Annotated in this window: 13 protein-coding genes and 2 pseudogenes; 11 read left to right on the forward strand and 4 right to left on the reverse strand. The window is 68.4% G+C overall.

Annotated features, from left to right (window positions below; all coding sequences use genetic code 11):
- Positions 1-2: 2 nt before the first annotated feature.
- From AC2YG9_RS02325 to AC2YG9_RS02335, 3 genes and pseudogenes are all read left to right on the forward strand, one after another.
- A pseudogene (locus AC2YG9_RS02325) lies at positions 3-186 on the forward strand (hypothetical protein); the annotation flags it as partial.
- Positions 183-1,145: a quinone oxidoreductase family protein gene (locus tag AC2YG9_RS02330; RefSeq protein WP_487296306.1), complete on the forward strand. Its 963-nt coding sequence runs from the start codon at positions 183-185 to the stop codon at positions 1,143-1,145. The pseudogene AC2YG9_RS02325 and the gene AC2YG9_RS02330, both read left to right, overlap by 4 nt.
- Before the next feature lie 283 nt (positions 1,146-1,428).
- Complete coding sequence (locus tag AC2YG9_RS02335) at positions 1,429-2,574, forward strand: epoxide hydrolase family protein (RefSeq protein ID WP_487296307.1); 1,146 nt, start codon at positions 1,429-1,431, stop codon at positions 2,572-2,574.
- Between the two features lie 60 nt (positions 2,575-2,634).
- On the opposite strand, the pseudogene AC2YG9_RS02340 reads toward AC2YG9_RS02335, so the two are convergent.
- Positions 2,635-3,196 (reverse strand): annotated as a pseudogene (locus AC2YG9_RS02340) (tyrosine-type recombinase/integrase).
- A gap of 365 nt (positions 3,197-3,561) precedes the next feature.
- On the opposite strand from AC2YG9_RS02340, the gene AC2YG9_RS02345 reads away from it, so the two are divergent.
- Positions 3,562-4,164, forward strand: coding sequence for a TetR/AcrR family transcriptional regulator (locus AC2YG9_RS02345; protein ID WP_487296308.1), 603 nt, complete (start codon positions 3,562-3,564; stop codon positions 4,162-4,164).
- 68 nt (positions 4,165-4,232) lie between these two features.
- Entirely contained in the window at positions 4,233-5,927 is a 1,695-nt protein-coding gene (locus AC2YG9_RS02350; protein WP_487296309.1) for an acyl-CoA dehydrogenase family protein, read from the forward strand.
- A gap of 479 nt (positions 5,928-6,406) precedes the next feature.
- Here the strand turns inward: AC2YG9_RS02350 and AC2YG9_RS02355 are convergent, their stop codons facing one another.
- Complete coding sequence (locus AC2YG9_RS02355; RefSeq protein WP_487296310.1) at positions 6,407-6,826, reverse strand: hypothetical protein; 420 nt, start codon at positions 6,824-6,826, stop codon at positions 6,407-6,409.
- Between the two features lie 263 nt (positions 6,827-7,089).
- Here AC2YG9_RS02355 and AC2YG9_RS02360 point away from each other — a divergent pair, with 263 nt between their 5' ends.
- From AC2YG9_RS02360 to AC2YG9_RS02375, 4 genes are all read left to right on the forward strand, one after another.
- Entirely contained in the window at positions 7,090-7,707 is a 618-nt protein-coding gene (locus tag AC2YG9_RS02360; RefSeq protein ID WP_487296311.1) for a helix-turn-helix domain-containing protein, read from the forward strand.
- On the forward strand, positions 7,708-8,442 hold the full coding sequence (locus tag AC2YG9_RS02365) for an SRPBCC family protein (protein ID WP_487296312.1): 735 nt from the start codon (positions 7,708-7,710) through the stop codon (positions 8,440-8,442).
- Positions 8,443-8,467: 25 nt separating this feature from the next.
- Positions 8,468-9,481 carry a threonine aldolase family protein gene (locus AC2YG9_RS02370; protein ID WP_487296313.1) on the forward strand — a complete coding sequence of 338 codons (1,014 nt, stop codon included), beginning with the start codon at positions 8,468-8,470 and terminating at the stop codon, positions 9,479-9,481.
- A 70-nt stretch (positions 9,482-9,551) separates the two neighbouring features.
- Positions 9,552-9,929, forward strand: coding sequence for a DUF983 domain-containing protein (locus AC2YG9_RS02375; protein ID WP_487296314.1), 378 nt, complete (start codon positions 9,552-9,554; stop codon positions 9,927-9,929).
- On the opposite strand, the gene AC2YG9_RS02380 is transcribed toward AC2YG9_RS02375, so the two are convergent.
- Positions 9,926-10,294: an antibiotic biosynthesis monooxygenase family protein gene (locus tag AC2YG9_RS02380; RefSeq protein ID WP_487296315.1), complete on the reverse strand. Its 369-nt coding sequence runs from the start codon at positions 10,292-10,294 to the stop codon at positions 9,926-9,928. The genes AC2YG9_RS02375 and AC2YG9_RS02380 overlap by 4 nt on opposite strands.
- A 40-nt stretch (positions 10,295-10,334) precedes the next feature.
- Between AC2YG9_RS02380 and AC2YG9_RS02385 the strand changes: the two genes are divergently transcribed.
- Both AC2YG9_RS02385 and AC2YG9_RS02390 read left to right on the forward strand, forming a co-directional pair.
- Positions 10,335-10,490, forward strand: a complete 156-nt coding sequence (locus AC2YG9_RS02385) for a DUF3309 family protein (protein WP_487296316.1) — start codon at positions 10,335-10,337, stop codon at positions 10,488-10,490.
- A gap of 128 nt (positions 10,491-10,618) precedes the next feature.
- The gene (locus AC2YG9_RS02390) at positions 10,619-11,332 is read left to right on the forward strand and encodes a DUF1013 domain-containing protein (RefSeq protein WP_487296317.1); all 714 of its coding nucleotides are present in this window, start codon (positions 10,619-10,621) and stop codon (positions 11,330-11,332) included.
- A gap of 76 nt (positions 11,333-11,408) precedes the next feature.
- Here the strand turns inward: AC2YG9_RS02390 and AC2YG9_RS02395 are convergent, their stop codons facing one another.
- Positions 11,409-11,582: a YdcH family protein gene (locus AC2YG9_RS02395; RefSeq protein ID WP_487296318.1), complete on the reverse strand. Its 174-nt coding sequence runs from the start codon at positions 11,580-11,582 to the stop codon at positions 11,409-11,411.
- Positions 11,583-11,633 lie beyond the last annotated feature (51 nt).

The raw sequence follows: 11,633 nt of genomic DNA on the forward strand, positions 1-11,633 counted from the left end.
GTCATCCCGGCCGGAAGCCCGCAGGGCTGGAGAGCCGGGACCCAGGGGCCTCTTCACAAGCCTTGAAGCTGCGCCTTCGCGCTCCGTCACCCCCTGGGTCCCGGATCGTCGCTTCGCGCCGTCCGGGATGACGGGTGGGTTGCGGTTCGCTACGGTCCCTCAAACACAAGAGGGAGCCCGCCATGAAAGCCGCCGTCTATTACGAGAACGGTCCGCCGTCCGTCCTCCGTTACGAGGACGCCCCCGACCCCGTCTGCCATCCCAAGGGCGTGGTCATCCGGGTCGAGGCGATCAGCATCGAGGGCGGCGACACCCTCAACCGGTTCGGCGGCCCCCTGGTGAACCACCCCCATATCGTCGGCTACCAGGCCGCCGGCGAGATCGTCGAGATCGGCTCGGAAGTCACCCATCTGCGCCTCGGCCAGAAGGTCGCCACCGTCGACGGCTTCGGCAGCCACGCCGAACTGCGCGCCGTGCCGGCCCGCAACTGCTGGGTCATCCCGGATGGCTATGACGTCAAACAGGCCTCCGCCATCCCGGTCACCTTCGGCACCGCCCACGACTGCCTGTTCGAGTTCGGCCGCCTCAAGGCCGGCGAGACGGTGCTGGTCCAGGCCGGCGCCAGCGGCGTCGGCCTGGCCGCCATCCAGCTGGCCAAACGCGCCGGCGCCCGCGTCCTGGCCACGGCCTCGAGCGATGCCCGCCTCGAAAAGCTCAAGGCCTACGGCCTCGACCACGGCATCAATTACCAGGCCGAGGACGTGGCCAAGGCCGTCATGCGGCTGACCGACAACAAGGGCGTGGGCCTGGTGGTCGACAGCGTCGGCGGCGCCACCCTCAAGGGCTCCCTGGCCAGCCTCGGCTACCGCGGCCGGGTGTCGATGGTCGGCAACGCCGGCCGCGAGCCGATGGTTGTCGATGTCAGCAGCCTGATGGGCGGCAACCGCTCCCTGAGCGGCGTCTTCCTCGGCGCCGAGATCATGACCGACCGCGCCCACGACATGATCCAGACCCTGATCGACGACTGCGCCAGGGGCGAACTGCAGGTGGTCATCGACAAGGTCTTCCCCCTGGCAGACGCAGCGGGCGCGCATGCTTACATCGAGAGCCGCCAGGCCGTGGGCCGCGTGGTGATGGTCCCGTAGTCCCAAATTCCTCCTCCGGCGCGCAGCGACGGGGGAGGGGGACCGCCGGGCCGACTCAGGCCCGGTGGTGGAGGGGGCAGCGCCGGCTTGTCAGAACAGAGCGCGTTCTGGCGCGGTCGAAACAGCCGCGTTCATGGAAAACCCGATCCGCCGGCGCTGCCCCCTCCACCACCGCCTTCGGCGGCGGTCCCCCTCCCCCGTCAGGCCTGCGGCCTGCCGGAGGAGGAACTTGACCGACCCGACGTCACGTCGCGCTAGCTTCAGGAAACCAGGGAAACCCACCATGACAACGCCGACGCCGTTCACCGTCTCCTGGGATGACGCCGCCGTCGCCGACGTCCTGCGCCGGGTGGCCGAATACCCCTTCCCCGTCGCCCCCATCGAGGGCGGCTGGGGTTGCGGGACCGACCCGCAGTTCCTGCGCGACCTCTGCGCCCACTGGACCAGCGGCTACGACTGGCGCGCCGCCGTCGCCGACCTCAACCGCTTCCCGCAGTTCACCGCCCGGGTCGAGGACTTCGACATCCACTTCGTCCACCTGGTCGGCGAGGCCGGCGGCAAACGCCCCCTGCTGCTGACCCACGGCTGGCCGGGCAGCCACTACGAGTTCTGGGGCGCCGCCGAACGGCTGGCCTTCCCCTCCCGCTTCGGCGGCGATCCCGCCGACGCCTTCGACCTGGTCATCCCCTCCCTGCCGGGCTTCGGCTTCTCCTCGAAACCGCAGCGCCCCTTCGGCCAGCGCGGCACCGCCCGCCTGTTCAACAAACTGATGACGCAGGTCCTCGGCTACCAGACCTACCTCGCCCAGGGCGGCGACTGGGGCGCCCTGGTCACCAGCTGGCTCGGCCACGACCACGGTACGAACGCCCGCGCCATCCACCTCAACATGATCGGGCTGCGGCCGGCCGGATCACCCCAGAGCCAGGATGAGATCGACTGGATCACCCGCACCGGCGCCGCCGGCGACATGATGGGCGCCTACCTGCGCCTGCAGGTTTCCAAGCCCCAGTCGGTCGCCTGGCTCGGCGCCGGCAACCCGGTCGGCCAGGCCGCCTGGATCGTCGAGCGGTTCCACGACTGGGCCGACCTGCGGACCAAGCCCTTCACTGACGTCTTTAGCCTCGACCAGCTGCTGACCAACATCATGATCTACGTCATGACCGGCAGCTTCACGACCGGCGCCTGGTACTACCGCGCCCTGATCGAGGAAGGCGGCATCGTCCTGCCGGAAGGGACCCGCTGCGAAACCCCCACCGCCTTCGCCAACTTCCCCGGCGAGGCGCTGTACTCCGCCCCGCCGCAGAGCTGGGCCGGCCGCGCCTACAACATCACCCGCTGGCAGGACATGCCCAGAGGCGGCCACTTCGCGGCAATGGAAGAGCCGGAGCTGTTTGTGGCTGAGGTGCGGGCCTGGGGGCGGGAGGTTTAGGAAGCGGACGCTGCGAAGGGTGGCCGAGGGGGGAAGGCGGACTCCAGGCTTGAGGCTCGCTCACGTCGCTTTTGGCTCGAGGGCATCGTCCACCTCGATCCCGAGGTAGCGGACTGTGCTTTCCAGTTTCCCGTGTCCTAGTAGCAGCTGACAGGCGCGCAGATTGCCTGTGCGCTTGTAGATCAGCGCGACCTTGGTTCGGCGAAGGCTATGGGTGCCATAGGCGCTCGGCTCCAAGTCAATCATGGCGACCCAAGCGTCGAGAAGCCTCGCATACTGACGTGTTCCAATATGACCACCAACCTGGCTGCGACTCGGAAACAGCCAGTCATCAGCCCGTCGACCGCGTCCGGAGAGCCAAGCCGTCAACGCTTCCCCGTTGGCTCCGAAATTTCGAACGGAACTGGTCGTCCTGCTTTCTGCTGGACGATAATCGACGTGAACGGACAGCGGAGCCCATAGCAATATCGCTGACCCTCAGCTTGACGAGGTCGCATCCCCGCAACTTCGCGTCGATCGCGCAGTTGAAAAGCGCCAGATCTCTGACACGCTTGCCATTCTTCAACTGCTGGCGAATGGCCGAGATCTGCCTGGGCTTCAGCGGCGGCTTGGGGCCAACCAGTCGCCCCCGGTTCCATGGAGATCTTGGTCCGCGAAAAGTCGGGTTGAGACAGTTCGCTCACCTTCTCGGCTAGCTCGCCCCCGACCTGATCAAGGTCGCACAGCTTGGTTGAGCAGCCGTCTGGAAGTTTGGTGAACAGTGTGATGGCGTCAGACCTTGAGGTTGACGCCCGTGAACCGCGCCTAACGTCCATTGTCGGAAGACACCCCCGACTGACTGGCCCCATCGCCACCGACCGAGCGCGTTTGGCTCCGGCCGACTCCGGCGCTCAGGTCTCGGCTTGCCATCTACGCCAAACCGCCGCGCAAAGACTGAGTACTCATTCATTTGTTTGCGAGGCCCCCGGCTCGGCTTATGCAATGGCCATGGCGTATCGGAAGACGGCGAAAGTCCATGAGCAGATGGCGGACAAGCGCGTCCGCATCCTGGACGCAGCGCGCCATGCCGTGGCCAAGGGCGGGTTTGCGCAGGTCAGCATCGCTTCCGTCGCGGATGCCGCCGGCGTCGCTTCCGGCACGGTCTACCGGTACTTCGAGTCCAAGTCGGTGCTGCTGGCGGAAGTCGTCAGCCGGGTTTCAGAGCAGGAAGTCGAATTCGTCGCGGCGATCGCCCGTCGAGGCGGCCCCCCCGAGGCGCGACTGATCGAGGCCGTCGAGCTATTTGCGAAGCGCGCGCTGCGGAGCGGACGCCTTGCCTACGCCCTGATTGTGGAACCCTCCCATCCTGAGGTCGAGGCCGTCCGCACCCTCCATCGCCGGCGCCTGGCCGATGCATTCGCTGCAATCGTCTCCGATGGCGTCGGCACGGGGATCTTTCCGCCGCAGGAGAGCCAGATCGCTGCCGCGGCGATCGTCGGCGTCCTGATGGAAGGCCTGGTGGGTCCGATGGCGGCGGAGCGGCCGGACGACCGGGAGGGCCTGCTGCAGGGGATCGTCGCCTTCTGTCGCCGGGGCGTTGCGGGAACCTGAGCACCCGCTCTTGACTCAAGAATTGAATACACGTTCATCTCATGGGATTGTCCATTCCAGGAGGCCGCATGCTGCCGACCGCCATTCCGCGCTCCCGTCCCGTGGCGGGGGAGCATGCGACGACCCATGAGGTCTTCAACCAGGCGCCGGACCTGGTCGACTACGATCCCCTGGCGGCCGACGCAGCCCTGTCGGAGGCCCTCGACCGGGAGGGCGCCGGCTGGGCGCGTGAGGATGTCCGGCGGCTTGCGCAGGCGGTCGGCAGCGCGGAGGTCCAGGACTGGGCTCGTCTCGCCAACCGGCATCTGCCGGAGTTGAAGACCCACGACCGGACCGGACGGCGCATCGACCACGTCGAGTTCCACCCGGCGTATCACGCGCTCATGTCGCTGGCCTTCGGCTCTGGCGTCCACGCCTACGCATGGAACGCCGGCGGGCGCGCCGGAGCCCACGTCGCCCGCGCCGCCCTCTCCTTCCTCTGGAACCAGGCCGACAACGGCGTGGCCTGTCCAACGGGCATGGCCTACTCGTCCATCCCTGTGCTGGAGAGCTTGCCGCAGGTCGGGGCGCTCTGGGTGTCACGCATCAACGCGCAGGGCTATGAGCCTCAACTGGCGCCCGTGTCCCAGAAGCGCAGCGCGACGATCGGGATGACGCTCACCGAGAAACAAGGGGGCTCCGACCTCCGGGCGAACACCATGCGCGCGGAGCCTCTCGGGACTCGCGGTCTGGGCGGCGAGTACCGGCTGACCGGCCACAAGTGGTTCTGCTCGGCGCCGATGAGCGACGGCTTCTATGTGCTCGCCTACGCCCCGGACGGCCCCACCTGCTTCCTCGTGCCCCGCGTCCTGCCCGACGGGAATAGCAATGTCTTCCGCATCCAACGTCTAAAGGAAAAGTGCGGAAACCGCTCCAACGCGTCCAGCGAGGTGGAGTTCGAGGACACCTTCGCCTGGGCGCTTTGCGACGAAGGCCGCGGGATTCGCACCGCGCTGGAAATGGCTCATCTGACGCGCCTCGATTTCGCGATCGGGTCGGCTGGGCTGATGCGCCACGCCCTCAGCCAAGCGATCCATCACTCACGCCATCGGCGTGCCTTCCAGAAGCCGCTGTTCGATCAACCCTTGATGGCGGCGGTGCTGGCCGATCTCGCTCTGGAGTCGGAAGCCAGCACGCTCTTGGCGTTCAGGCTGGCGCGCGCCTGCGACGCCGCCCTGGCCGGCGACCCGGCCGCGCATGCGTTCGAGCGGCTGGCCACGCCGGTCGCGAAATACTGGATCTGCAAGCGCGCGACGGGGGTCGTCCACGAAGCCCTGGAATGCCACGGCGGCAATGGCTTCGTCGAAGAGCACGTGATGCCGCGGCTCTATCGCGAAGCGCCGCTCAACGGGATTTGGGAGGGCTCGGGCAACCTCATCGCCCTGGACGTGCTGCGGGCGCTGCGCACGGAGCCGCAGGCGCTGGACGCGGTGCGAGACGAACTGGAGGCCGCGCGAGGGGGACACCCGCTTTACGACGGCTACGTGGAGGCCACGACGGCCCAGGCGCTCGCCGCGTCCCGGGGCGACGAGGCCGCGGCCCGCCGGGTCGCCGAGCGACTCGCCGTCTCGCTGCAGGCGAGCCTGATGATCCGCTTCTCAATCCCTGAGGCCGCGGACGCCTTCTGCGCCGCGCGCCTGGGTCCCGAGCGCTACGGCGCCTACGGCGCCCTCCCCGCGGGGGTCTCCACCGGCCCGATCCTCGCTCGCGCCTGGCCCCTCTAGTCGGACGGCAAGGCGGAAAGTGAGAGGGAGGGTTCCCCCACCCAGGGCGGACCCTCCCAACGTCTCAGATGAGCCAAAGTCTGCCGTATACCCGGATCAGCGAAAACGTCCGCGATGGGTCGAAAGCGCCCCCCCCCCCCCGTCAGCCAGGAAACTGCGCAGCTACCGCATATGTCTAGACATATTCATATTCGTTACCAATACAGAGCCCGAACCCCACGCGCACCCGTGTCGCGGCGCCTGAACCCGCGACGGCCCGGCGTTCACACTCGTCCCCGCGCTTGAGCCAGCGTAGGCGCCCCGTCTCCCCTTCAGGTCAACATTCCCCGCCTCGGCGCCTACGCCCTGTCAACGCCGGCGCCAACATCCACAGCCCCTGCCGCAACCGGAATATCACGCCGGTTCAAACGCTTGCCGGGATTCGCCCCCTTGTCCGGGCCGGAAAGCGGTATAATCGTTGGCCGCTTCGACAGGCCGGGCTAGGGCAGCGGCTCCAGATCCGGGGCCGCCCAGCCCCGCCGCGCCTCGACACTGAACAGCCGCTCCCGCGTCCAGTGCCTCAACAGCCAGTCGCTGCGCCCGCAGGGGCCGTCCAGCAGGCGGCGCAGCACCTCGGCCGGCGGGCCGCCCTCGGCCACGGCGGCGCGGACGGCGATCAGCGAGGCCTGGGTGATGGTCTCGTGATAGCCGCCGGTGTCGGTGTTCGGCGTGTTGGTGCTTTCATTGTAGGCGCGGATCAGGCCGGGCAGGTCGCGCTCGGCGTCGAGGTCGTCCCGGCGCATGACGATCCAGACGGCGCAGGCGAAGTGCGCCGCATGGGTCCAGGCCGGCTTGGGAAGGGTGCGGGCGATGACGCCGTCGGTGATGGCGGCGAGGTCGGTGTCGGTCGTGCGGGTCATGGAAGGCTCCGTTGGAAAGGGGGCGGAGCGCTCGAAAAGCAAAGCCCCGCCGGTGGGCGGGGTTGCAAGGGCGGTCGGGCCGGCTGTGCGCCGGGTTAGGTCCCGATCCGGCCAGCCGCAACGGCCGCCAGTCTGTGCGACTGGCGTTCCTGCGGGACAGCGCGGGCGGGCGAAACGGCCATGGCGGCGAGATACCGGCGATCCGTGGACCGGTCAAACCCGCCATTTGACAGTTTTATTTTTCTATTGTTAGGTGCCGCCCCATGACGCCCCCCCCAGGCATCGCAGGCATGGCCCTGCTCGACGACGCCGACCGCGTGAGGACCGCCCTCTCGCCGATCCGCCGCCGTCTGCTGGTTGAACTTCAATCGCCGGGGTCGGCCGCCAGCCTGGCGGTGGCGCTGGGCATGCCGCGCCAGAAGGTCGGCTATCACCTCAAGGCGCTGGAGGAGGCCGGCCTCGTCCAGCTGGTCGAGCAGCGCCAACGCCGGGGCTTCACCGAGCGGCTGTTCACGGCCAGCGCCGACGCCTACGTCATCGATCCGGACCTGCTGGCCGGGCCTTCCTCCAGGGATTTGACGCCCGAGGCCCTGACCCAGGACCGCTACGCCGCCGACCACCTGATCCGCACCGCCGCCGAGACCGTCCGCGACGTCGGCCGCATGCGCCGGGCCGCCGACGCCGAGGGCCGCCGCCTGTTGACCTTCACGATCGACGCCGAGATCGCCTTCGCCGCCCCCGGCGACATCGAGCGTTTCGCCGAACGGCTGACCCAAGCCGTCGCCGCCCTGGCCGCCGAGTTCAACACCGCCGGCGGCCGGCCCTACCGCCTGATCGCCGCTACCCATCCCGCCAAGGGTTCGAAAACGAGGACCGCCTGAATGACCACCAACGACGCCGGGGACCGCGTCCTCATCGACCTGACAATCGCCGCTCCGGTCGAGACCGTCTGGGCCGCCCTGCGCGACCCGGCCCAGGTCGCCCGCTGGTTCGGCTGGGAGTCCGACAGCCTGGCAGCCGAGGTCGATTTCATCTTCGTGGAGCACGCCACGGCTGACGAGGCCACCGGCGTCATCGCCTTCAACGGCACCAGCGACCGCTTCGAACTGACCGCCGACGGGTCCGGCAGCCGCCTGCGCGTCGTCCGCGCCGCGCCCGCCGACGGCGCCGCCTGGACCGACGTCTACGAGGACATGACCGAGGGCTGGATCATGTTCGTCCAGCAGCTGAAGTTCGGCCTGGAGAAGGAAAGCCTCGCCCCCCGCCGCACCCTCTGGCTGTCCCCGCCCAAGGGCGAGCGCGAGGGGATGCGCCCGCTGGCGGCCCTCGGACTGGCCGACCTCACCGGCGGCCATGTCGGCGACGCGGTCAGCCGGTCCCTGCCGACCGGCGACACGGTCAGCGGCAACCTCTGGCACGCCTCGAAGTATCAGGTGGCGGTCACCGTCGATGCCTGGGCCGGCCTGCTCAACGTCCACGACGCCGGCAGCTGGACCGCCGGCGGCGGCCACGGCCCCGGCATGGTGATGATCACTGCCTACGGGCTCGATGATGCGGCCTTCGCCGAACTGGAGGGGCGTTGGAAGGCGTGGTGGGCGGAACGCTATTCCGCCTGACCGTCAGGTTGGCTAGACAGCCTGCATGACCGACGCCCGCTACGATTTCGCCTCCGACAACGTCGCCGGGGCCATGCCCGAGGTGATGGAGGCGCTGATCGCCGCCAACGCCGGGACCGCTTCCGGCTATGGCACGGACCATGTCTCGGCCCGCGCCGCCGACCTGATCCGCGAAGCGCTGGGCGCCGACGCCGACATCCGCTTCACGGCCTCGGGCACGGCGGCCAATGCCGTGGCCCTGGCGGCGCTGGCCCAGCCGCACGAGGCGGTGCTGGCCCATGAGCACGCCCACGTCTGCACCGACGAAACCGGCGCACCGGGCTTCTTCGGCCATGGCGTCGGCCTGATCGGCCTGCCTGGACCGTCCGGCAAGATCGAGCTTTCGGCCCTGACCGAGGCGCTCGGCCAGCCCGACGTCAGCTACCGCCAGCCGGCCGCGGCCCTGTCCCTGACCCAGGCCACGGAATACGGCACGGTCTACGCCCAGGCCGACCTCGAGGCCCTGATCCAGCCGGTGAAGGCCATGGGCTACGGCGTCCACCTCGACGGCGCCCGGCTGGCCAACGCCGTGGCCGCCGGCTTCGACCTCAAGTCCATCGCGACGACGGGCGTCGATATCCTGGTCATGGGCGGCACCAAGTCCGGCTCGACCCCGACCGAGGCCGTGGTCCTGCTCAACAAGAGCCTGGGGCGCCGGTTCGACGCCCGCCTCAAGCACGCCGGCCAGCTGGTGTCCAAGGGCCGCTACCTGGCCGCCCCCTGGATCGGCCTGCTGGAGACGGGCGCCTGGTCGACCCGCGCCGCCCACGCCAACACCATGGCCCGGCGCCTGGCCGCCCTGATGCCCTTCCCCCTGCGCCATCCGGCCCAGGCCAACGGCCTGTTTGTCGAGATGGACGAGGCGGCGCTCGACCGGCTGAAGGGCCAGGGCTGGTTCGTCTACCGCTTCCTCGACGGCACGGTCCGCTTCATGTGCAGCTGGGCGACGACGCCGGAGATGGTCGACGAACTGGGCGCGGCGCTGAAGGCCATAAGCTGAAACCTAAAGTGAGCCCCCGCAACCGCCCGCCGCCCTATCGAAACGCCGTGCGAAGGCGCATATGCCCGCCATGTCGAACGCATCTCCCCGCCGCCCCGTTGGTCTTGGCATCAAGCGGGGGCTGAAGCATCACTGCCCCAACTGCGGCGAGGGCGAGCTGTTTGCCCGCTACCTCAAGGTCAATCCCGAGTGCCCCGCCTGCGGCCACGACCTGTCGCAGTACCGCGCCGACGACGGCCCGGCCTATCTGACCATCCTGCTGGTCGGCCACCTGGTGGTCGCCCCGGCCTTCTTCTTCCCCATCGTCTGGGAAACCAGCCCCTGGATCAGCGTCCCGCTGGCCCTGGCCGTGCTGACCGGCGTGGTCCTGGCCCTGCTTCCGCGCATCAAGGGCGGCTTCATCGGCCTGCTATGGGCCAACCGGGTGACCAAGGACCAGGTCGCCTAGAGCCGCCGCGTCAGGAGGTCATCGGTGACCTCCATATTGGCGATCAGCTCGCCAGGCCGGCTGTCCTCTTCCAGCGCCTCGACGAACATCGCCCGCGCCTCGGGATCGTCGTAGATCATCTTGGCCTCGAAGGCCGCGCGCCAGGTCGCCTCATCGGGCCATTCGGCATAGCCGATGAACCGCCCGTCCTCTGCCCGATGCAGCCGCGAACCGAACGAGCCGTAGATCCGGGTGATCGCCTCTGTGCCCCGGCGCCAGGCCTCGCGGAAGCGGTCCTCGTGGCCCGGCTTCACCCGCCAGGCATAGACGGCGACGTACATGATCGGGTTCTCCACCTGACGGAACTTACCGGCCTCGATGGTCATTGAACGAGCAAGACTTCAAGCTGTTCAAGGACCCGCACCAATGCTTGGCACCATCCTCATCATCATCCTGATCCTCGCCCTGATCGGCGCCCTGCCCACCTGGGGCCACTCCAAGAGCTGGGGCTACTTCCCCAGCGGTGGTCTCGGCCTGGTGCTGGTCATCGTCATCATCCTGCTGCTGATGGGCAAGATCTGACGGCTGGGGAAGGCTTTGGGGCCGCGGCCGAAACCTTCCCCGTTCCCTTCTTGAGGGAACCTCGCTATAGCAGTTTCCAAGACCCGCCCGGCCGAAAGGCCGGGCGCCGCTGTTTCTGGAGCATGCCCATGGCCGAACCCATCCTGATGCCGAAGGCCACCGCCGTCTGGCTGGTGGACAACACCTCCCTGACCTTCGAGCAGATCGCCGACTTCTGTGGGCTGCACCCGCTGGAAGTGCGCGGCATCGCTGACGGCGAAGTCGCCCGCGACATCCGCGGCGCCGACCCGATCACCAACGGCCAGTTGAACCGCGAAGAACTGGACAAGGCCACGGCCAATCCCGCCTACCGCATGCAGGTCCAGAAGAGCCGGCACGCCGAGCTGCTGAAGCCGCAGAAAAAGGCCCCGCGCTACACCCCGGTGTCGCGTCGCCAGGACCGTCCGGACGCCATCGCCTGGTTCGTGCGCAACCACCCGGAAGTGACCGACGCCCAGATCAGCAAGCTGCTCGGCACCACCAAGTCGACCATCGAGGCGGTCCGCGACCGCACCCACTGGAACAGCGCCAACCTCAAGCCCGTCGACCCGGTGACCCTGGGCCTGGTCGGCCAGATCGAGCTGGACGCCGTGGTCCGCAAGGCCGCCGACAAGAAGGCCAAGGATGACCTCAAGAAGGGCATCGTCAGCGACGGCCCCTCGCTCAGCCCGGCCAGCGAAGCCCAGGTCGAGCCGGAACCGGTCTATGAGGAAGAAGACGAGCGCGGCGGCGACGTCGATCTGAAGAACGTCTTCGCCAACAGCGGTCCGGCCACGGACTACGATGACGAAGACGAGGATTGATCCTCGCGCGTCAGCGCGTCCGCGCCTGAAATGAAGAACCCCTCCGCCGGATCTCGGCGGAGGGGTTTTTCGTATCCTAGTGAGTTCGAGCCTTCAGGCCTTCGATCTCTTCCTTGAGGCGTAGTTTTTGCCGTTTCAGTTCCGCGATTCTGATGTCGTCGGACGCCGGGTGCGTCAGTTCCTCCTCGATGGTGCGGTCCAGTTTCCTGTGCCGGCTATCGAGCTCCCGCAGACGGGCTTCCAAGGCCATGGTACTTCGCCTCCTTGGCTATTTATGCACACTGAGTGAACACCCGGCTCG

The organism is Caulobacter sp. SRI_014 (assembly GCF_057586315.1).

Coding starts and splice junctions, on each gene's coding strand:
- AC2YG9_RS02330 (WP_487296306.1), top strand. CDS start 183: ATGAAAGCCGCCGTCTATTACGAGAACGGTCCGCCGTCCGTCCTCCGT.
- AC2YG9_RS02335 (WP_487296307.1), top strand. CDS start 1,429: ATGACAACGCCGACGCCGTTCACCGTCTCCTGGGATGACGCCGCCGTC.
- AC2YG9_RS02345 (WP_487296308.1), top strand. CDS start 3,562: ATGGCGTATCGGAAGACGGCGAAAGTCCATGAGCAGATGGCGGACAAG.
- AC2YG9_RS02350 (WP_487296309.1), top strand. CDS start 4,233: ATGCTGCCGACCGCCATTCCGCGCTCCCGTCCCGTGGCGGGGGAGCAT.
- AC2YG9_RS02355 (WP_487296310.1), bottom strand. CDS start 6,826: ATGACCCGCACGACCGACACCGACCTCGCCGCCATCACCGACGGCGTC.
- AC2YG9_RS02360 (WP_487296311.1), top strand. CDS start 7,090: ATGACGCCCCCCCCAGGCATCGCAGGCATGGCCCTGCTCGACGACGCC.
- AC2YG9_RS02365 (WP_487296312.1), top strand. CDS start 7,708: ATGACCACCAACGACGCCGGGGACCGCGTCCTCATCGACCTGACAATC.
- AC2YG9_RS02370 (WP_487296313.1), top strand. CDS start 8,468: ATGACCGACGCCCGCTACGATTTCGCCTCCGACAACGTCGCCGGGGCC.
- AC2YG9_RS02375 (WP_487296314.1), top strand. CDS start 9,552: ATGTCGAACGCATCTCCCCGCCGCCCCGTTGGTCTTGGCATCAAGCGG.
- AC2YG9_RS02380 (WP_487296315.1), bottom strand. CDS start 10,294: ATGACCATCGAGGCCGGTAAGTTCCGTCAGGTGGAGAACCCGATCATG.
- AC2YG9_RS02385 (WP_487296316.1), top strand. CDS start 10,335: ATGCTTGGCACCATCCTCATCATCATCCTGATCCTCGCCCTGATCGGC.
- AC2YG9_RS02390 (WP_487296317.1), top strand. CDS start 10,619: ATGGCCGAACCCATCCTGATGCCGAAGGCCACCGCCGTCTGGCTGGTG.
- AC2YG9_RS02395 (WP_487296318.1), bottom strand. CDS start 11,582: ATGGCCTTGGAAGCCCGTCTGCGGGAGCTCGATAGCCGGCACAGGAAA.